This window comes from Bacillus sp. AP50 (assembly GCF_040492675.1).
GTDB classification, from domain to species: Bacteria; Bacillota; Bacilli; order Bacillales; family Bacillaceae_G; genus Bacillus_A; species Bacillus_A cereus.
The window spans coordinates 1-20,015 of record NZ_JBEUTW010000083.1 but is presented as its reverse complement, the minus strand read 5'-3'; the positions used below and the strand labels follow the sequence as shown (position 1 = coordinate 20,015).

Here is a 20,015-nt window from a genome sequence, read left to right as displayed (position 1 = left end):
GTATTCACTGAACCAAGCTATTACAGAAAGTCGTCGTATGATGGATGGACATAAGATGGAGTATTTCATTTTATGTTTAAGTTTTATTGGCTGGTTTATATTAAGTTGTATTACGTTAGGGATTGGATTCTTATGGTTAATTCCATATTTCTATACGACATCTGCAGCTTTTTACGAAGAGATTGCAGAAGAATATTATGAGAAAAATATTTAGCACTAAAAAACCCCCGGTATGAATTATTTGTTCATACTGGGGGTTTTTTGTAGAAACTTTATAAACTGATTACTAGTAAGTGGTTTACTGAAATAGTAACCTTGCATATATTTACAGTTATGTTTTTGCAGAAACTTAAGTTGTTTTTCGGTTTCAATTCCTTCGGCGACGACTGAAAGATTTAAAGTATTCGCGAGGGAAAGAATTGTAGAAACGATGGCTCGTTCTTCAGGACGATGATCAGCTAATTGTGTAAATTCTCTCGGTACTTTTAATGTGTCGATTGGAAAAATTGATAAATAAGCAAGAGAAGAGTACCCAGTACCGAAGTCATCAATGGAAGTTTGGATACCGTATTCTTTTAATTGCTTCAGTCTCAATAACGTTTCTTTCTCGTCAATCATTGCAATTCTTTCTGTTAACTCAAGTGTTACATATTTTGGATCGACTTGCACGTCGTTTAATATTTGTGAAATGTTTTCGATTAATTGATCTTGCCGGAATTCTTTTGCGGATAAATTAACACTTATTTTTAAATTTTGGTAGCCAAAGGTATGCCATATTTTTAATTGGAGACAAGCTTCTTGTAATACCCAATGTCCAAGTGGGACTACTTGTGGCGTCTCTTCTACAATTGGAATAAACTCACATGGTGAAATGTCACCTAATAGTGGGTGTTTCCAACGTATTAAAGCTTCAGCACCGATAATTTTATTTGTTGTCGTATCAATTTGTGGTTGATAAACGAGATAAAATTCTTTGTTTACTAAAGCGATTGGCAAATCTTTTTCAATTCGAGCTTTTCGTTCCATTTTTTTATATAGTTCTTTCGTGTAAAGAGAGCTACCGTTTTTTCCTTTATTCTTTGCTTCGTACATGGCCATATCAGCATGCTGCAAAATGGATAGCGCATCTTCACCTGCTTCAGGATATATTGCAATTCCGATGCTCGGTGAGATTTGTAAATGTTGATTTTCGATTTCAAATGGCTCATTCATGGCCGCTACAATCCTATCAGCTATTTTTTGGACATCTGGCTTTTTTTTGTAATTCTCGATAAGGATTGTGAACTCATCCCCAGCTAGCCGCGCGAGTTTCATATTTGATGTTGCTATTCTTTCGAGCCTTTTTGCTACTGCGATGAGCAATAGGTCTCCTACTCGATGACCGAGGGTATCATTAATAACTTTAAAACGGTCTAGGTCGAGAAACATAACAGCAAAAGGCTTTTTCGATATTTTTGCTCGTGCAATTGCCTGTTCTAAATGTTGATGAAATGCACGTCGATTTGCAAGCTCTGTTAAAGTATCATGGTATGCTAGGAAATTAATTTGTTCTTGTTGTTGTTTGCTTTCCGTAATATCTTTAATCATTAAATAAACCCCAGAAATTTTCTCCTTTAAAAAGATCGGTACGGCGGTAACGTGCAAGTAGTAAGTATCTCTGTTTTTATGGTACGCCCGTATTTCTAAAGAGATAGAATACCCCTTTTTCACGCGATGAAAGGCGTTAATCATTTCTTCTAAATCTTCTTCGTATATGAGTGAATAGTAAGGCTGGTTTAATAATTCATTCGTTTGATAACCGAGTAAAGTAGTACCAGCGTTATTTACTTTGAGAAAATTACCGTACAAATCTAATGTGAAGATTGGATCTGGATGATGCTCGTATAAAGATTTAAACATTTGTTGATTATGATAGAGTTCATTTTTCTGTTCTACTAAATCTTCTGTACGTAGTTTAATTTGTTTCTCGAGTTCTGAGTTGAATTGCATTTGAGCTAGCAATAAGATTTTATTTTGTTTTCGAACTAAACTATGACGTATGAGAACGAAAGAGAAAGTTATTATAAGTCCGATTACTATAATAGGCGCAAAAACGTATTCAACTAATATGAAAACAATAAGCATTACTACCGAAATATACGGTAATGATAATCGGATTGATTCACCAATTTTAGGTGTTAGTAGTACTTGTTCTTGTTTTTCAGGCTTTTTTGTATGGAGAATACAGGCGATTGCTACTAGTACTAAGGTTACTTGATAGAAAGGAGTAACTGTAAACATAGAATACTCTGGTATGAAGTATTTTATATACGCATAAATCGCATCTGTAGTAGCATATAAAATTAAAGCACTGCCAAGAAGTGCACCGACCTTTTTAGGTAATAAGGATAGTGGTTTGAATAAAAGGTTGATTCCTATTAAGAGAAAGAGTAAATCAGCCATTGGATAGGTAAGTTGAACAAATATGTCGATATAGGATGTTGTAAAGATATGAATAGTTCGTTCAATAAGTAAGTAGTAACTTAAAGTAAATTGGGCTGTAACGATAATACAAATATCACATAGCATAAAAAGTTTTTCTAATAAATCTCGGTTATAAATGATTTCGTATAGAAAGGCAAACGTAAAGCTAACTAAAAAAAGTAAGTAAAAAAAGTCAGATGGATCAACGAACGTATAGAAGTCCTTTACAATTAAACGCTGATAGGCAACGACTATATCACCGATAAAATAAGAGAGAGCTCCAACAGATAATATGATCCAAAATAAACGAGATAGCCCTTCTTTCATGTTTGAAAAAGAAAGTATATAACTACAAGCGATAATATCAATTAATAGGGTACTCGTTCCGATTAATAGCTGAAAAGAAAATGAGTATTCATATAGAAAAGGCATCGCTACATAGTGAAGCGTTATAGACAGCAATACAATGCTTATAAGAATACTTACATGTGTTTGTTTTTTCATTTATATCACCTACGGTTTCTTGAAAAGCATATATAAGTTTTATATTTATTTTGCACAATTATAGTAAGTTGTAAAGATAGATTTTAATAATTCTTGTTTCTGCCTCCCAACATATCGACATAGGAATTTGAAGTTTGCTATAATGATTAGAATAGTTGCATTATTTAGAAAAATTTAAAAATAATAATTACTGCAACTAGGACATATTGTTTACTATGTGAACTTGTTCTTAATTTAGGGGGGAGGGTTTCACAATGGCAAGTGTATATGAAAATAGTTATATGATCGTTTTGATTTTCTTGCTATTAGGTATATTGCTGCCGGTAGTGGCTCTTACATTAGGAAGGATGCTGCGCCCAAATAAACCAAGTGCAGCAAAGGCGACGACGTATGAGAGTGGAATTGAGCCTTTTCATGATGCAAATATTCGGTTTCATGCTCGTTATTATATTTTTGCTTTATTGTTTGTGATCTTTGATGTAGAAACTTTATTTTTATATCCTTGGGCTGTTGCGTATGACAAGCTAGGTTTATTTGCATTAATTGAAATGCTCATCTTTGTTGTAATGTTGCTAGTTGGATTAGCGTATGCTTGGAAAAAGAAGGTGTTACAATGGTTATAAATTTTGAGGAATTACATCCAAATGAGCGAGCAGAATTAGAACGAAATATCTTTTTTTCTACATTGGAACAGTTGAAAGGATGGGCGAGGAGCAATTCTTTATGGCCGATGACATTCGGACTGGCGTGCTGTGCAATTGAAATGATGGGAGTAGGCTCATCACATTATGATTTAGATCGATTTGGGTCATTTTTTCGGACTTCACCAAGGCAATCGGACGTCATGATTGTATCGGGAACGGTAACGAAGAAGATGGCTCCTATTGTTCGGCGCTTATATGATCAAATGCCCGAACCGAAATGGGTTATTGCGATGGGATCTTGTGCAACAGCAGGTGGTCCGTATGTAAATTCATATGCTGTTGTGAAAGGTGTAGACCAAATTGTACCAGTTGATGTGTATATTCCTGGTTGTCCCCCAAATCCAGCTGCTTTAATTTATGGAATTAATAAATTAAAAGAAAAAATTCGTTACGAAGCAAAGACCGGGAAGCAGGTGACGAATAAATGAGCAATCCAAATAAAGATTTAGAGGAGCTGAAAAAAGAAGCAGCTAGGCGTGCAAAAGAAGAAGCGAGAAAACGCCTTGTAGCGAAACACGAGGCGGAAATAAGTGAGCTTGAGGAAGAAGATCAAGAAAAAGAGAAAGCGCTACCAAAAAAAGATGATATTACTATAGAAGAAGCAAAACGACGTGCAGCAGCAGCTGCAAAAGCAAAAGCGGCGGCGTTAGCGAAGCAGAAAAGAGAAGGAATAGAAGAAGTAACGGAAGAAGAAAAAGCGAAAGCCAAGGCGAAGGCAGCAGCCGCCGCAAAGGCAAAAGCGGCAGCGTTAGCGAAGCAGAAAAGAGAAGGAACCGAAGAAGTAACGGAAGAAGAAAAAGCGAAAGCCAAGGCGAAGGCGGTGGCAGCTGCCAAGGCAAAAGCGGCAGCATTGGCGAAGCAGAAAGCCTCGCAAGGTGATAGGGATTCGGGAGATGAAAAGGCAAAGGCAATTGCAGCGGCAAAAGCGAAAGCAGCAGCGGCTGCAAGAGCGAAGACAAAGGGGGCTGAAGGTAAGAAAGAGGATGAGCCGAAGCAGGAAGAACTGTCCGTAAATCAGCCGTATTTAAATCAGTATGTTGAGGCTATTAGGGAGAAGTTAGGAGAGGGTGCATTAGTAGATTCCTACATTAATAAACTGTCAAAGGATGTGCCAACTCTTGTGGTGGATCCCGAAAAATATTATGAAGTGATGGAGTCACTGCGATTCCATGAGGGACTTGCTTTTGATTATATGTCAGAGCTACATGCGACGGATTTTGTGACACATATGGAAGTGTATGTTCATTTGTTTTCATATAGTAAGAAACAATCGGTAGCGGTGAAGGTAAAGCTAGACCGGGAAACGCCGCAAGTCGAATCTGTGACAGCGCTTTGGAAAGGGGCTGACTGGCCGGAGCGAGAAGCATACGATTTGCTCGGCATTATATTTAAAGGGCATCCGAATTTAACACGTATTTTAATGCCAGAGGATTGGGTAGGATATCCGCTTAGAAAAGACTATGAACCGTATGATGTGGAGGTGTAGCTATGATCCGCACGGAAGAGATGCTTTTGAATGTAGGACCTCAGCATCCGAGTACACATGGTGTGTTCAGGCTCGTAATTAAGATTGACGGGGAAATTATTAAAGAAGCTACACCTGTTATTGGGTATTTACATCGCGGGACGGAAAAGATCGCTGAGAGCTTACAGTATACGCAAATTATCCCTTATACAGATCGAATGGACTATTTATCAGCTATGACGAATAATTACGTCATTTGCCATGCTGTAGAGACGATGATGGGGCTTGAAATTCCAGAGCGTGCCGAATACTTGCGAGTACTTGCGATGGAGCTAGGAAGAATTGCGAGTCATCTCGTTTGGTGGGGGACGAATCTTCTTGATATAGGAGCGGTTAGCCCGTTTTTGTACGCGTTTCGTGAACGAGAGATGATTATAAATTTATTAAATGAATTATGCGGGGCACGGCTTACTTTTAACTATATGAGAGTTGGTGGTGTGAAGTGGGATGCGCCAGATGGTTGGATTGAAAAGGTGGAAGAGTTTGTTCCGTATATGAGGGAGCAACTGGCAGGTTATCATGATCTTGTTAGCGGTAATGAGATTTTCTTAAATCGTGTGAAAGGCGTTGGTATATATAGCGCGGAAGAAGCGATTTCGTATTCTTTAAGCGGAGCAAATTTGCGGTGCACTGGAGTAAACTGGGATCTTCGCAAAGATGAGCCGTATTCGATTTATGATCGTTTTGATTTTGATATTCCTGTTGGAAGCGTGGGAGATGCTTGGGATCGCTACGTTTGCCGAATGCAAGAAATCGAGGAGTCTTTAAAGATTGTTGAGCAAGCAGTTCAGCAGTTCCCGAAAGATGGAGCTGTGCTGGCAAAAGTACCAAAAATTATTAAGGCACCTAAGGGAGAAGCATTTGTACGTATCGAATCGCCGCGCGGAGAGATTGGGTGTTATATCGCTAGTGACGGAAAGAAAGAGCCGTACCGTTTGAAGTTTCGTAGGCCATCTTTTTATAACTTACAAATTTTACCAAGGTTATTGAAAGGTGAAAACATCGCTAATTTAATTACGATTTTAGGTGGAGTTGATATTGTACTTGGGGAGGTTGATGGCTAATGATTGAGACGCTCTTACAATCACCTTCAAGCTGGACGAATTTCTTCATTTTTTTCGGATTAGCGGTACTTCTACTATTTGCAGTCCTTGGCTTCGTTACATATGGAATCTTGGCAGAACGGAAAGTGATGGGGTTTATGCAAGGGCGGATTGGCCCAAACCAGGTTGGAGGCCGATTTGGTTTACTGCAAACGGTAGCTGATGTTTTAAAACTATTATTGAAAGAAGATAGTATTCCGAAAGCAGCAGATAAACCGCTGTTTATATTAGCACCTGTCATTGCATTTGCACCAGCATTTATGGTGCTTGCAGTTATCCCGTTCACTGATAAATTTCAATTTGCAGATATTGGAGTCGGGTTACTTTATTATATCGCTGTTTCCGGTATTACGACGATAGGTGTTGTAACTGGGGGATGGGCATCGAATAATAAATATTCCCTTTTAGGAGGGATGCGTGCGGCGGCGCAAATGATTTCTTATGAGATTCCGCTCGTAATGAGTGTAATTGGTATCGTTTTGCTAGCTGGTAGCCTGAATTTAAATGAGATTGTAGCGGCGCAGGAGAAGGTTTGGTACATTTTCGTACAGCCAATTGGCTTCGTCGTTTTCTTAATCGCAGCAGTTGCAGAGTTAAATAGAACGCCATTCGATTTGCCAGAAGCGGAGTCAGAACTTGTTTCTGGATATCATACGGAATACTCAGGTTTTCGCTGGGCGTTTTTCATGCTTTCAGAGTACGTATATTTCTTCGGGATGGCATCGTTAATTACAGTGCTCTTTTTAGGCGGATGGAATCCAGTCATGTTTCTTGGATTTATCCCAGGTGCCGTATGGTTTGCTTTGAAATTTAGCAGTGTAGTCTTTCTATTAATTTGGTTCCGCGTTACGTTCCCGCGTATAAGAGGTGACCAGTTAATGGAGTTTGGTTGGAAAGTATTATTGCCGATTGCACTTGCAAATATTTTCTTAACGGCATTGATTAAGGAGTTATTCTTCTAATCTATGAGGGGGGTGCCAGTAAGAGATGAAAGGACTATTTAAAGGATTAAAATATACATTAAGTAATTTGAGCAAGAAGAAGGTAACGTATGATTATCCAAATCAACCGTTGCCGTTGCCAGACCGTTTTCGTGGAATTCAAAAATTTTATCCGGAGAAATGTATTGTTTGTAATCAGTGCTCTAACATTTGTCCGACAGACTGTATTCAGTTAACAGGAAAGAAACATCCGGATCCTACGAAAAAAGGAAAAATTATCGACACGTATGATATTAATTTTGAAATTTGTATTCTTTGTGATTTATGTACAGAAGTTTGTCCGACAGAGGCAATTGTCATGACAAATAACTTTGAACTCGCGGAATATTCACGTGATGACTTATTTAAAAATTTGCAGTGGCTTGACGAAAACGACGAAAACGTCAGGAAGGAGAACAAGGCATGAATGGCGAGTTTGTAGCATTCTTTATACTATCCTTGTCTGCAATTATCGGCGGTGTTCTTATGTTGAACTTAACGAAAGTTATGCACATGATGCTAGCTCTCGTTCTGACATTTCTCAGCATTGCAGGTTTGTATTTTCTTTTATCAGCTGAATTTATAGGCGTTGCACAAATTTTACTTTACTCTGGTGCAATCACAATTATTATGATTTTCGGCATTATGTTAACGAAACATAACGCGGAAAATGAATCGCGTCTTACTCTTCGAAAATGGATTATCTTCTTTGCAGTTGTAGCATTTGGAGCGGTTATGTATTTCGCTGTTAATAATGTTGATTTTGCAAATGAAAGCACACAAGGAAGTTTACCTCTCCATGAAAACAACACACTTCAAATCGGTACGCTTCTCTATTCAAAATATATTATCCCATTTGAACTAACTTCAGTTATTTTACTTGTAGCACTCGTTGGCGCGATTGTACTTGCGAAAAAGGATGAGAAAGAGGAGGATTCCAATGAGTAGCGTTCCAGCTTCTGCATATTTAACACTTGCGATTATTTTGTTTTGCATCGGTCTATTTGGAGCTTTAACAAAGCGGAATACAGTAATCGTATTAGTTTGTATCGAATTAATGTTGAATGCTGCCAATTTAAACTTAGTGGCGTTTAGTAAATTAGGCTTATTTCCGAATTTAACAGGTCAAATTTTCTCACTGTTTACGATGGCTGTAGCGGCAGCGGAAGCGGCGGTAGGACTCGCTATTTTAATTGCTTTATATCGTAATCGTACAACAGTTCAGGTGGATGAAATGGATACGCTTAAAGGATAGCATTGTGACCGAAAAAGGGGGAAGGAAACAATGATCGATTATGCATGGCTCATACCGCTTTTCCCACTCGTTTCGTTTTTGTTACTTATTATATTCGGGAAGAAAATTAGAGAAGGAAGCAGCGTACTTAGTATTTTTTTCGTCTTTCTCTCCTTTATACTTGCGGTACTTGTGTTAATAGAAAGGTTTTCAGAAGCAAGCGTGAAGCATAAGTGGGTGTGGCTTAGAGCTGGAGATGTGGATATATCATTCGGCTTTGAAGTGACTGCATTAGGAGCTTTAATGTTATTTATCGTGACGCTTGTGAGTCTACTTGTACATGTGTATTCGAAAGGTTATATGAAAGGTGATGAACGATTACCAACCTTTTACGCATATTTAGGACTCTTTACATTTGCGATGTTAGGGCTTGTTATATCAACGAATTTATTACAGCTTTATATATTTTGGGAATTAGTTGGCCTTGGTTCATTTTTACTTATCGGTTTTTATTTCTTTAAAGAAGAAGCGAAGGCTGCTGCAAAAAAGGCTTTTATTATGACCCGTATTGGGGATGTTGGTTTATTTATCGGGATGATCTTAATTTTTTGGTACGCAGGTAGTTTTGAATATGACGCAATATTTAGGGCGATTTATACAGGGGATCTACCTCCTTACATGATTACAATAACAGCGATATTAATTTTTATCGGGGCGATGGGAAAATCAGGTCAGTTCCCGCTTCATACGTGGTTGCCAGATGCAATGGAAGGGCCAACGCCCGTTTCGGCACTTATTCACGCGGCGACGATGGTCGCAGCTGGCGTATATTTAGTAGCGACGATGTTTCCTCTATTTTCAGCAAGTACAGTGGCGATGCAGACAGTGGCAATCGTTGGAGCTTTCACTGCAATCTTTGCGGCCTCTATCGGTCTTGTGCAAACAGATATAAAGAGGGTGCTTGCTTATTCTACAGTTAGCCAGCTCGGGTATATGATGCTCGCGTTAGGTTCTGCCGGTTATGTAGCTGGTATATTCCATTTAACGACACACGCTTTTTTTAAAGCACTATTATTTTTGGCGGCAGGAAGTGTAATTCATGCTGTGCATACGCAAAACATTAATAAAATGGGCGGTTTACAGAAGAAGATGAAAGTAACTGGTACGCTATTTTTAATAGGTACCCTTGCCATTAGCGGTGTTCCGCTGCTTTCCGGTTTTTTCAGCAAAGATGAAATTTTAGCGGCGACGTGGATGAATGGCAATTACGTTTTATTTACTTTAGCGGTAATTGCGGCGTTTTTAACAGCATTTTATATGTTCCGCCTATACTTTCTTGTCTTTACTGGAGAAACGAAGACGAAGGAAGAAGTGCATGAATCGCCTCGCGTTATGACGTATCCAATGATTGTTCTCGGCGTTCTTGCGGTAGTGGCAGGATATATAAATACACCATGGTTTGGGACATTTCTCGGAGATTGGTTGACGAAAGATGTAGGGTTTAAGGTTGAAGAAGCGCATGGACCAGTTTGGATTATGATTGTTGCGACACTCGTTTCATTTGCGGGAATCGCTCTTGCATATTTCATATATGGCAAGAAATCAATTTCTAGAGATTGGGCTGGGGGTACGGAAACATCTCTTTATAATCTTTTGAAAGAAAAATATTATGTGGATGAACTATACAACATGACGGTGATCCCTATTACGAAAGGAATCGCTCATGTGCTTCGCTTATTTGAAGTGTATGTAGTCGAAGGAATTGCAGTTTTAATTGGAAGTGTAGTTAAAGGCACAAGTAATCTTGGATCGAAACTTCAAAACGGGAATGTACAAGTGTACGGTACTGTAACGGCGGTTTCGCTCGCTGTACTCGTCATTATTTTGCTCTATACGGGAGGGGATTTACGATGAATGATTTGTTGTTAACGTTCTTCATTTTTTCCCCGCTTTTAGGAATTTTATTGCTTGTATTAACACCGAAAAAGGAATTGCGTACAGTGCGGGCGCTTGGCTTATTTGGGACGGCACTTCCATTTGGAATTGCTATCGTCCTCGCTTGTACATATGCTTCTGGAAAGAATTTGTCACTATTTGATGAAAAGGTGAAATGGATTAAGTTCGGCGATTTTACAGCGGTGGATAAAAGGTGGTTTTCTATTTATTACGAGCTTGGTATTGATGGTTTGTCGCTTGTCATGATGGTACTGACGGCTCTTCTAGCAACGCTTGCAGCAATTGCAGCCTTTTCTATTAAAAGAAATTTAAAAGCATTTTATATGCTGTTACTCATGCTAGAAATAGGAATGCTCGGCGTCTTTGCTGCTCAAAACTTAATGTTGTTTTTTATCTTCTTTGAAATTACGTTGCCACCAATGTTCTTATTAATTGGAAAGTGGGGAAAATTGTCGAGTGAAAAGGCTGCGTATAGTTATTTAATATATAACGGTATTGGCTCAGCTATTTTGCTCATTGTTTTCTCAATTTTGTTTGCGAAAACAGGTACAACAAATATTGTGGAGCTGAAAGAGATATTAAGAAGCATAAACGCAGAGGGAGCACTCGTCATCCCAAGTAGCTTGCAGCTTAGTGTATTTATTGCCATAATGATTGCTTTTGCAATTAAACTACCTGTTTTTCCGTTGCACCGCTGGATGGTCAATGTACACATAGAAGCGCATCCAGCTGTAGTTATGCTTCATGCTGGAGTTTTGCTAAAGATTGGAGCATACGGTATTATTCGCTTCGGGAAAGGGCTATTCCCGGAATATTTTCACGATGTTGCAACGCTAATTGCTATATTAGGCGTAATTAATTTATTATACGGTGCCTTTTTAGCGCTCATCCAAACGGACTTTAGGAAAGTACTGGCTTACTCTAGTATTTCGCATATGGGAATTGTGTTAATGGGACTTGCGTCACTTAATGCACCTGGTACACAAGGAGCGCTATTCCAAGTTGTATCACATGGTTTAATTGCAGCCTTGCTATTCTTCCTACTGGGTGTTATAGAACAACGATTTGGAACTTCGGATATTACGGTGCTAGGCGGACTTGCGAAAAGTGTACCGATACTTAGCGGATTCTTTTTAGCAGGAGGAATGGCCTCGCTTGGATTACCAGGGATGTCTGGGTTTGTTAGTGAATTTCTTGCCTTTCTCGGTTTATTTCAAGGAGAGCCCGTCATTGCTGCAGTCGGTGTGATTGGCATCATTTTAACCGCTGTATATGTATTAAGGGCGACACTTCAAGTGACATTTGGAAAGAGAGAGTGGGAAGCAAAAACTGATATACACGGATGGGAGTATGTCCCTGTTTTACTACTTATCTTTTGTATTATTGCAATTGGAGTTATGCCAGAAATACTAGGGGATCCGCTTCAAAATACATTGAAAACACTGGGGGTGAAGTAGGATGGATATGAATACGTTACTTAGTTTATCGTGGCATCTAATGGTGCCAGAATTTATTATTCTCGGCGCCGCCATCCTTCTTTCCATATGTGATTTGTTTTTTAAGCTGAACCATAGATATGTAGCTTTTGGTGCGATTGCTGCCATCGTATTGGCAATCGTGTCATTAATTACTCTATATAGCGAACCAGCAGGAGATATTTTAAATGGATCGTTTGTGTTAGATGGATTTTCAAAAGGGTTTAAAACGTTGCTATTAGGTGCCTCAGCTCTCATTTTATGCACCGCAATGAGCGATGATAAGAAGAATCCAATTGAAGATAAGGGTGAATATTATTACTTATTTTTAATGGCACTTCTTGGTGCGATGTTCATGGCTTCTAGTGTTGATTTTATTACCCTTTTCGTTGGTTTGGAGTTACTTTCACTTTCTTCTTATATTTTAGTAGGAATACGAAAAAAGAGCTGTGCATCAAATGAAGCGGCAATGAAATACGTCATTAGCGGAGGAATTGGAACGGCGATTACGCTCTTCGGAATGAGTTATTTATACGGTATTACAGGTTCAACTAACATTGTAGATATGCAAAAGGTACTCACTGGGGAACTCGCTAGTGGTATTCAGTTATTGTTAGCTCTCGCATTTCTTTTATTGCTAGTCGGTCTCTCATTTAAAATTGCCACAGTGCCGTTTCATATGTGGGCACCTGATGTATATGAAGGAGCGGCTACACCAGTTACTGCTTTTCTTGGAACGATTTCTAAAATTGCTGGTTTCCTACTCATTATTCGTTTGTTCCTTATGGTTTTTGCAAGTGTATTAATACAAGGAGATATGCAATCTTTATATGGGCATATGAGTATATATATTGCGGTGCTAGCAAGTATTACGATGATTGTTGGGAATGTAGTCGCGTTAAAACAATACAATATAAAGCGTTTATTTGCTTATTCGGGCATTGCTCATGCAGGGTATTTACTCGTTCCACTTGTGGCATTATCACCATTTACGATGGATAGCATGTGGTTTTATATGCTGGCATACATGCTTATGAATATAGGTGCATTTGCTATCATACACGGCTTAATCTTACAAAATGATGAGGAAAATATAACGATTTTCACAGGTTTATATAAAAGGTCACCATTTGCAGCGATTATGATGACAATCTTTATTTTATCGCTGGCTGGGATACCAGGAACGGCTGGCTTCATTGGAAAGATTAATATCTTTTTAGGCGCACTTCATGTAGAGCCAGCACATTACGTACTAGCTTCGATTATGATGGGTACGACGGTTGTTTCATTCGTATATTATTTCCGTATTTTACAACAAATGTTTTTCCGCACAGGAGAGACAGAAGAGAGAATACGGTTACCGTTAAATATAAAGGTTGTTATGAGTCTTTGTGCAATTTCGATTGTAATACTAGGGATTATGCCGATGATTGGGTACAATTTCTTTTATGAATATTTTCCATTAATGAAAGATTTCTTCTTCTTAGGGAACGTGGTACAATAGTGAAAATAAAAGGTGTGGAGTCAGTACTCTGCGCTTTTTATTTTGTGTTAACTTGTAATGTAGATATACGTTTTTGGAAAGAAAATCACGATGTAAAATGTAAGATGTCTATGTGCATTTGAAAAAGTGTAGCTCCTACTTATTATGGTATCGTTTTTATATTCTTTCATAAGTAGTAGCTGAGTAAAAAGGGGTCGATTTTTTGGCACAACTTTTAGGGCAACAAGCACTGATTGCCATTGTTTCGCATTTATTGTTTATTACCATTACGTGGTGGGCCTTACAAGGCATTCACATTGAGCGTTTAATGAAGTCCGGAAAAGTGCTGCAGACGCGAGTATTACTCATCTTAATTACAATTGCAATTGGGACATCTGTAAGTAACTTTTTCCTTGATTATTTAGGCTATTCGAAGAGTTTAACGTATTTAGTAAAGTAAGTGTATAGAACCTCAAATCTCCGTTAACAATGGGGATAGGAGGGGATGAAATTGAAGCTTAAAGCCATTCTTATTGTTGCACTTAGTGTTGTTTTATTTTTGGTTGGATATAGAGAGATGAAACCGATAAGCGATGAACAGAAAATGGAGAGCATGATCAAGGCTTTAGAGAAAAATGATGCTAAAGTAGAAAAATGGTCATGGTTAGCGAGAGAAACAAAAACAATTTCTAACATACATACGTTTCAAAAGTTGTTAAACGATGTGAAGGAAAAGGCAAATATTCAAAAGTGGGAAGTAGAGCAATCTCCAGATGGATATAAAGCTACATCCTATAAAAAGCTTTCTTCTTATGAAGAACGAGTAGTAGTAACTTGGAGTAAAGAAAATACTAAAGAAAACACTTTCATTATCTTTGAAGTAAGTGGGGCGAAATGGGACCCGAAGTATGTTCAAAACATGAATAAAATTTTTAGTGAAAAACCTATAATTTACACTTGTGTTCAAGGTGTACTGAATGATAAGATTGAAGGTGTTTTGCAAAATAAAACCAATCAGGTTTTGAAAGATCTTTCAGCAAGAGCGATCGAACAAGTAGAAGAAAGAGCATTTGTGTCAGTCTCCGCATACAATAAAAAGTGGGATGACGCTCTTTCAACAAATAGAGAGAAAATAAATGTGCAAATAGCAATACGTTCTACAGACAACAAAGATACAATTGTGGTTGGCACACCGATCATAACTTCTGAGTATTGAGTGAATAGATACTGAAAAAAGGACACGGAGGGGAATAATTTGGAAAAGATCATCGTCCGTGGCGGAAAGCGGTTAAACGGCACAGTGCGTGTTGAGGGCGCAAAAAATGCTGTATTACCTATAATCGCTGCAGCCCTATTAGCGAGTGATGGAAAGAATGTACTATCTGAAGTACCAGTTTTGTCTGATGTATACACAATTAATGAGGTATTACGTCATTTAAATGCTGAAGTCGTATTTGAAAATAATCAAGTAACAATCGATTCTTCTAAAGAACTAAACATTGAAGCACCATTTGAATATGTACGTAAAATGCGTGCATCTGTTCAAGTAATGGGACCATTATTAGCACGTAACGGTCGTGCTCGTATTGCACTTCCTGGTGGATGTGCAATTGGTTCACGTCCAATTGACCAACATTTAAAAGGCTTCGAAGCAATGGGAGCGAAAGTACAGGTTGGTAACGGTTTTGTTGAGGCATATGTTGAGGGAGAACTAAAAGGAGCTAAAATCTACTTAGACTTCCCAAGCGTAGGCGCGACAGAAAACATTATGTCTGCAGCTACATTAGCAAAAGGGACAACAATTCTTGAAAACGCAGCGAAAGAACCAGAAATCGTTGACTTAGCTAACTTCTTAAATGCGATGGGAGCGAAAGTACGCGGAGCTGGAACTGGAACGATTCGTATCGAAGGCGTTGATAAATTATATGGTGCAAACCACTCTATTATTCCTGACCGTATTGAAGCGGGAACATTCATGGTTGCAGCAGCAATTACTGGTGGAGACATCTTAATTGAAAATGCTGTACCTGAACATTTACGCTCAATTACAGCGAAAATGGAAGAAATGGGTGTTAAAATTATTGAGGAAAACGAAGGTGTACGTGTTATCGGCCCAGATAAGTTAAAAGCGGTTGATATTAAAACTATGCCTCACCCAGGTTTCCCAACAGACATGCAATCACAAATGATGGCATTATTACTACAAGCTGATGGAACAAGCATGATTACAGAAACGGTATTCGAAAACCGCTTTATGCACGTTGAAGAATTCCGTCGTATGAATGCTGATATTAAAATTGAAGGTCGTTCTGTTATTATGAACGGTCCAAACAGCTTACAAGGTGCTGAAGTAGCAGCAACTGACTTACGTGCTGCAGCTGCATTAATCTTAGCTGGTTTAGTATCAGAAGGTTATACTCGTGTAACTGAGTTAAAACATCTTGACCGTGGCTATGTAAACTTCCATAAGAAATTAGCTGCATTAGGTGCAACTATTGAACGTGTAAACGAAAAAGTAGAAGAAGTGAAAGAACAAGAAGTTTCTGATCTTCACGCTTAATTGAAATAGTCTCTATGTCTTTTGACATAGGGGCTATTTTTTTGGGTTATTACTGTTATAGTCAATAAATTCTATACTTATGCACGTACCAGTAAAAATATTTAGAAAATTTCTGTTTTATACTCTTCCCCTTAAGTATGTTCTAAAAGAAAGAGTTGTTCCATAAGAATGAATGGAGTAAAGCTTTTATATTGGGGGAAAATAGGATGAAATTTTCAAAGCCACTTTTTATTACAGTAGCGCTCTTAATAGCGCTCGTTATCATTGTACCTGCAGCCCTTGTTATTCCATTTGCGAAAGCAAAAGTAGGGGAAGAAACGGCCTCTAAAACTCCTCCAGCGATAGAAAGTATACCAGCTCCAGGAAAAGTAGATACAGCTGTTCAAGTTGCTGTATATCGCGAAAAACAGAAGAAGGTAGAAACATTACCAGTGGAGGAGTATGTGACAGGTGTAGTAGCTTCTGAGATGAATGCCAGTTTTGAAATAGAGGCACTAAAGGCACAGGCATTAGCAGCGAGAACATTTGTAGTACAACGTATGCTAAGCGGAGGAAAGAAAAATAATGCGGACGTGACAGATACGGTGAAAGATCAAGTGTACAAAAGCAAAGATGAATTGAAGAAGCAATGGGGTAATAACTACGAAAATAATTTGAAGAAAATTGAAGAAGCCGTTTCGAAAACAGCAGGACAAGTTTTAACGTATGATGGAAAACCAATTTCAGCATCCTTCTTTTCAACGAGTAATGGCCGAACAGAAAATGCAGCTGACTATTGGGGAAATGATTATCCGTACTTGAAAAGTGTAGATAGTCCGTGGGATCAAGCCTCTCCAAAGTTTACGAGCGAGCAAACATTTACAGTAGCTGATTTTCAAAAACGTCTCGGTGTGAAAGTGCTAGCAGACGGGAAGGTTGGAAATATTAAAGACCTTACGGAAGGAAAGCGCGTAAAGGATGTAGCTTTTCAAGGAAAAACATTAACAGGAAAAGAAGTTCGTGAAAAGTTAGATTTACGTTCTTCTGATTTCACGTGGAAACAACAAGGAGATAAAATCATCGTTACGACGAAAGGGTTCGGTCACGGCGTTGGTATGAGTCAATACGGGGCGAACGGCATGGCAGCGGAAGGAAAGAAATATACAGATATCGTCGCTCATTACTATAAAGGCGTTGAAATAAAGACGATGAATGATTATGAAGGAAAACTGATGGTGAAGAAATAGGTGTCAGAACTCTGGCACCTATTTTTTCTGTTTAAAATATCATAATTTTCCATTAACTGTTTGATATAATAGGATAAAAAGGCATTTGGGGGGAATGAAATGGCGTTACTAGAGTTGAAACAGTTAGGGAAGGCGAACCAGTTACCGGAAATTGAGCTAAAGGTTGAAAAAGGACAATGTATTGTTTTGCAATGCAATAATCATACAGCTAAAGTGTTACACCGCATTATTATTGGTGAAGAAGAAGCTTCAACTGGCAACGTACTGTTTGAAGGGGAAGCAATTGGAAAGAAAAATTATTCCCGCATAGGCTTTTGTTTTTTGAAGGATGAAGCATATGATCGTTTGAAGGTGAAGGAATACTTTAAGTTTTTAATGGGACTTTATGAATCAAATATGAGTACGGAAGAAGTTGTACAATATGTTGGTCTCTTAGATAAGTTAAACGTTAAAATAGAAAAACTATCATTTTCAGAGAAACGTCGTCTTCATATTGGGCGAGTGATGATTCATAATCCGGATTTAGTCGTTTTGGAAGAGCCAGAGCAAAATGTAGATACAGAGAGTACGATTATTATTCGAAAAGCGATTATGAAAATGAAAGAGCAAGGAAAAGCAATTTTTATTACGTCATCTTTCCTATCGGATGCCCTTTCGTTAACGGAAGATGTATACATACTAAACAATGACGGTGTGAAAAAAGTAGAAATTGAACAAGAGGAAGCAGAAGAAGTCGATGAAGAGAAGGTCGTTCAAATAATTCCGCAAATGAAGTTAGAAAGAATACCTGCGAAAGTGAACGATAAAATCATTTTACTTGATCCGATGGAAATCCATTTCATTGAAACACAAAACGGAGTAACACATATTCACGTTCGTGAAGGAGATTTCGTATGCGCTTTAACATTAGGTGAACTAGAAGCAAGGTTAACAGGTTTTGGTTTCTTTAGATGTCATCGCTCGTACCTTGTGAATTTACAAAGAGTGCGAGAAGTGATTACTTGGACTCGTAATAGTTTTAGCTTAATTTTAGACGACGAAAGAAAAAGTTCAATCCCGCTTTCAAAAGGACGAATGGATGAATTAAAAGGTGTTATTGGACTATAAAAGTGCTCCAATAAGCTCAACATGCGATTCATTCACCGGTAAAAATACTCCTTTTACCGGTATTTTAATGCGCCTACCCTTTGTTTTTCATATGATTGAGTCAAGAAAAGCGAAACAAACGAACGAAAAGCGCTAAAGCGACTTTCATCTATAAAGAAGAAAAACAAAGGAGATGAAGAAATGACATTGGCAATTGAAATGAAAGATGTAATGAAAAGTTTCAGTGGAAAAACGGCACTTCGAAATGTAAATATTGAGGTGAAGCAAGGAGAGATATTCGGATTCCTTGGACCGAGTGGATCTGGTAAGACGACAACAGTAAAAATTTTAACTTCTCAATTGCTTCATAGTGTTGGAACGGTAAGAGTATTAGGGAAAGATATTACAGGACCAAGTAGCATCGATTACAAACGAATTGGTATTTTAACAGATAACAGCGGCTTATATGAAAGACTTAGCATTTATGATAACTTACTATTATTTTGTGACTTATATGATTGCAAAAAAGAACGAATCGATGAAGTACTAGCACAAGTGAATTTATTAGATGATAAAAAAACACCAGTAAAAAAATTATCAAAGGGAATGAAGCAACGCGTCACACTAGCAAGAGCAATCCTTCATAAACCAGATATCCTTTTCTTAGACGAACCAACATCTGCACTTGATCCAGTAAACGTACAAAACATTCATAAAATCTTAAAAGACTTAAATAAAGAAGGAACGACGATTTTCTTAACGACTCACAACATGGACGAAGCAGAAACGCTTTGTAACCGCATTGCCTTCCTGTGTGGCGGAGAAATTGTAGCACTTGATACACCGGAGAACCTTCGCTTACAATACGCGAAAGATCAAATACAAGTCGTGTTAAAGGATAAGAAGAAAGAAACGGTACAAAAAGATGAATTAGGTGCAAAACGTATTTCAGAATGGATGAACAAAGGAGAATTACTATCCATTCATTCACACGAACCAACTTTAGGCGATATTTTTATTGAAGTTACTGGGAGGGGATTATAATGACATTTTCAATGAGACGTGTATCAGCTATTTTTAGAAAAGAAGTACAAGATTTTAAGACAAATTCACAAGTGTTGTTAATGGCATTTTTACCAATTATACTTTCATTTTTGTTTAGCAGATTTGGAGCGGGAAAGGAAATGTTAGGCATTACTACTATAACGGCCTTCCTATTTGTCGCAGGCTTTGTTCAATCTATGGTAATTGCAGAAGAAAAAGAAAAACATACATTGCGTGTATTAATGCTATCACCGGCATCTTCGGTTGAAGTTCTACTTGGAAAAAGTATATTAACAGCATGTTTGACATTGGGCATTTGTATTGTGAACTTATTTATTTTGGATCAATTCAGTGGAAATCTATTATTGCTAGGATTTATTTTCTTATGTGGAACAATTTTATTTATTGTGATTGGAACAATGATTGGATTGTTAGCTGCATCTGTACCACAAACATCAATAATTGGAATGCCGATATTAATGACGATGTATTTGGCTGTACAGTTTGAGCCAATGGTTGAAAATAAAGTAATTAAGACGATGATTGGATATCTTCCAACAGCTCATATTGTGAAAGCACTTAACAGTTTAGTAGGTGGGGCGGGATTTGGTAGTATTAGTGGGCATGTATTAAATGTTGCAGTTTGGCTTATTATATCGCTCTTTGTATGTT

General features: G+C 38.0%; 20 protein-coding genes. 19 read left to right on the top strand and 1 reads right to left on the bottom strand.

The window, feature by feature from the left end; all coding sequences use genetic code 11:
* The coding region (locus ABWK52_RS08080; RefSeq protein ID WP_353771912.1) for a DUF975 family protein at window positions 1-214 on the top strand (214 nt) is incomplete at its 5' end.
* Window positions 215-237: 23 nt separating this feature from the next.
* Here ABWK52_RS08080 and ABWK52_RS08075 read toward each other — a convergent pair.
* Window positions 238-2,967, bottom strand: coding sequence for an EAL domain-containing protein (locus ABWK52_RS08075; RefSeq protein WP_098507818.1), 2,730 nt, complete (start codon window positions 2,965-2,967; stop codon window positions 238-240).
* Between the two features lie 254 nt (window positions 2,968-3,221).
* Here ABWK52_RS08075 and nuoA point away from each other — a divergent pair, with 254 nt between their 5' ends.
* From nuoA to ABWK52_RS07985, 18 genes are all read left to right on the top strand, one after another.
* The gene (gene nuoA, locus ABWK52_RS08070; RefSeq protein ID WP_000179273.1) at window positions 3,222-3,590 is read left to right on the top strand and encodes an NADH-quinone oxidoreductase subunit NuoA; all 369 of its coding nucleotides are present in this window, start codon (window positions 3,222-3,224) and stop codon (window positions 3,588-3,590) included.
* Window positions 3,581-4,099 (top strand): NADH-quinone oxidoreductase subunit NuoB, encoded by a 519-nt coding sequence (gene nuoB / locus ABWK52_RS08065; RefSeq protein WP_000236331.1) that lies wholly within the window; start codon window positions 3,581-3,583, stop codon window positions 4,097-4,099. The genes nuoA and nuoB overlap by 10 nt, the downstream gene beginning before the upstream one ends.
* Window positions 4,096-5,157, top strand: a complete 1,062-nt coding sequence (locus ABWK52_RS08060) for an NADH-quinone oxidoreductase subunit C (protein ID WP_098541791.1) — start codon at window positions 4,096-4,098, stop codon at window positions 5,155-5,157. The genes nuoB and ABWK52_RS08060 overlap by 4 nt, the downstream gene beginning before the upstream one ends.
* Window positions 5,158-5,159: 2 nt before the next feature.
* Window positions 5,160-6,260 (top strand): NADH-quinone oxidoreductase subunit NuoD, encoded by a 1,101-nt coding sequence (gene nuoD / locus ABWK52_RS08055; protein ID WP_047792185.1) that lies wholly within the window; start codon window positions 5,160-5,162, stop codon window positions 6,258-6,260.
* Window positions 6,260-7,261 (top strand): NADH-quinone oxidoreductase subunit NuoH, encoded by a 1,002-nt coding sequence (gene nuoH, locus ABWK52_RS08050; RefSeq protein ID WP_000573426.1) that lies wholly within the window; start codon window positions 6,260-6,262, stop codon window positions 7,259-7,261. Before nuoD ends, nuoH begins: the two co-directional genes overlap by 1 nt.
* A gap of 25 nt (window positions 7,262-7,286) precedes the next feature.
* Window positions 7,287-7,706, top strand: coding sequence for an NADH-quinone oxidoreductase subunit NuoI (gene nuoI / locus ABWK52_RS08045; protein ID WP_000677191.1), 420 nt, complete (start codon window positions 7,287-7,289; stop codon window positions 7,704-7,706).
* Window positions 7,703-8,227: an NADH-quinone oxidoreductase subunit J gene (locus tag ABWK52_RS08040; RefSeq protein ID WP_001012814.1), complete on the top strand. Its 525-nt coding sequence runs from the start codon at window positions 7,703-7,705 to the stop codon at window positions 8,225-8,227. Before nuoI ends, ABWK52_RS08040 begins: the two co-directional genes overlap by 4 nt.
* Window positions 8,220-8,534, top strand: coding sequence for an NADH-quinone oxidoreductase subunit NuoK (nuoK, locus tag ABWK52_RS08035; RefSeq protein WP_000100079.1), 315 nt, complete (start codon window positions 8,220-8,222; stop codon window positions 8,532-8,534). The genes ABWK52_RS08040 and nuoK overlap by 8 nt, the downstream gene beginning before the upstream one ends.
* A gap of 30 nt (window positions 8,535-8,564) precedes the next feature.
* Entirely contained in the window at window positions 8,565-10,427 is a 1,863-nt protein-coding gene (gene nuoL / locus ABWK52_RS08030) for an NADH-quinone oxidoreductase subunit L (protein ID WP_000568224.1), read from the top strand.
* A complete protein-coding gene (locus ABWK52_RS08025) occupies window positions 10,424-11,926 on the top strand; it encodes an NADH-quinone oxidoreductase subunit M (RefSeq protein ID WP_098541793.1) in 1,503 nt (500 codons plus the stop codon). The genes nuoL and ABWK52_RS08025 overlap by 4 nt, the downstream gene beginning before the upstream one ends.
* Window positions 11,927-11,933: 7 nt before the next feature.
* The gene (gene nuoN / locus ABWK52_RS08020; protein WP_033667460.1) at window positions 11,934-13,448 is read left to right on the top strand and encodes an NADH-quinone oxidoreductase subunit NuoN; all 1,515 of its coding nucleotides are present in this window, start codon (window positions 11,934-11,936) and stop codon (window positions 13,446-13,448) included.
* Between the two features lie 202 nt (window positions 13,449-13,650).
* Window positions 13,651-13,887, top strand: coding sequence for a DUF1146 family protein (locus ABWK52_RS08015; RefSeq protein ID WP_000057889.1), 237 nt, complete (start codon window positions 13,651-13,653; stop codon window positions 13,885-13,887).
* Window positions 13,888-13,938: 51 nt separating this feature from the next.
* Window positions 13,939-14,643, top strand: coding sequence for a YwmB family TATA-box binding protein (locus tag ABWK52_RS08010; RefSeq protein WP_000767916.1), 705 nt, complete (start codon window positions 13,939-13,941; stop codon window positions 14,641-14,643).
* 39 nt (window positions 14,644-14,682) lie between these two features.
* The gene (gene murA, locus ABWK52_RS08005) at window positions 14,683-15,987 is read left to right on the top strand and encodes a UDP-N-acetylglucosamine 1-carboxyvinyltransferase (RefSeq protein WP_000411274.1); all 1,305 of its coding nucleotides are present in this window, start codon (window positions 14,683-14,685) and stop codon (window positions 15,985-15,987) included.
* 206 nt (window positions 15,988-16,193) lie between these two features.
* The gene (gene spoIID, locus ABWK52_RS08000) at window positions 16,194-17,213 is read left to right on the top strand and encodes a stage II sporulation protein D (protein WP_000672663.1); all 1,020 of its coding nucleotides are present in this window, start codon (window positions 16,194-16,196) and stop codon (window positions 17,211-17,213) included.
* Between the two features lie 99 nt (window positions 17,214-17,312).
* A complete protein-coding gene (locus tag ABWK52_RS07995; protein WP_098507812.1) occupies window positions 17,313-18,320 on the top strand; it encodes a LytTR family transcriptional regulator DNA-binding domain-containing protein in 1,008 nt (335 codons plus the stop codon).
* Between the two features lie 180 nt (window positions 18,321-18,500).
* Entirely contained in the window at window positions 18,501-19,343 is an 843-nt protein-coding gene (locus tag ABWK52_RS07990) for an ABC transporter ATP-binding protein (protein ID WP_000170864.1), read from the top strand.
* A partial coding sequence (locus tag ABWK52_RS07985; protein WP_353771911.1) for an ABC transporter permease occupies window positions 19,343-20,015 on the top strand: 673 nt, incomplete at its 3' end. The genes ABWK52_RS07990 and ABWK52_RS07985, both read left to right, overlap by 1 nt.

Coding starts and splice junctions, on each gene's coding strand:
- ABWK52_RS08075 (WP_098507818.1), bottom strand. CDS start 2,967: ATGAAAAAACAAACACATGTAAGTATTCTTATAAGCATTGTATTGCTG.
- nuoA (WP_000179273.1), top strand. CDS start 3,222: ATGGCAAGTGTATATGAAAATAGTTATATGATCGTTTTGATTTTCTTG.
- nuoB (WP_000236331.1), top strand. CDS start 3,581: ATGGTTATAAATTTTGAGGAATTACATCCAAATGAGCGAGCAGAATTA.
- ABWK52_RS08060 (WP_098541791.1), top strand. CDS start 4,096: ATGAGCAATCCAAATAAAGATTTAGAGGAGCTGAAAAAAGAAGCAGCT.
- nuoD (WP_047792185.1), top strand. CDS start 5,160: ATGATCCGCACGGAAGAGATGCTTTTGAATGTAGGACCTCAGCATCCG.
- nuoH (WP_000573426.1), top strand. CDS start 6,260: ATGATTGAGACGCTCTTACAATCACCTTCAAGCTGGACGAATTTCTTC.
- nuoI (WP_000677191.1), top strand. CDS start 7,287: ATGAAAGGACTATTTAAAGGATTAAAATATACATTAAGTAATTTGAGC.
- ABWK52_RS08040 (WP_001012814.1), top strand. CDS start 7,703: ATGAATGGCGAGTTTGTAGCATTCTTTATACTATCCTTGTCTGCAATT.
- nuoK (WP_000100079.1), top strand. CDS start 8,220: ATGAGTAGCGTTCCAGCTTCTGCATATTTAACACTTGCGATTATTTTG.
- nuoL (WP_000568224.1), top strand. CDS start 8,565: ATGATCGATTATGCATGGCTCATACCGCTTTTCCCACTCGTTTCGTTT.
- ABWK52_RS08025 (WP_098541793.1), top strand. CDS start 10,424: ATGAATGATTTGTTGTTAACGTTCTTCATTTTTTCCCCGCTTTTAGGA.
- nuoN (WP_033667460.1), top strand. CDS start 11,934: ATGAATACGTTACTTAGTTTATCGTGGCATCTAATGGTGCCAGAATTT.
- spoIID (WP_000672663.1), top strand. CDS start 16,194: ATGAAATTTTCAAAGCCACTTTTTATTACAGTAGCGCTCTTAATAGCG.
- ABWK52_RS07995 (WP_098507812.1), top strand. CDS start 17,313: ATGGCGTTACTAGAGTTGAAACAGTTAGGGAAGGCGAACCAGTTACCG.
- ABWK52_RS07990 (WP_000170864.1), top strand. CDS start 18,501: ATGACATTGGCAATTGAAATGAAAGATGTAATGAAAAGTTTCAGTGGA.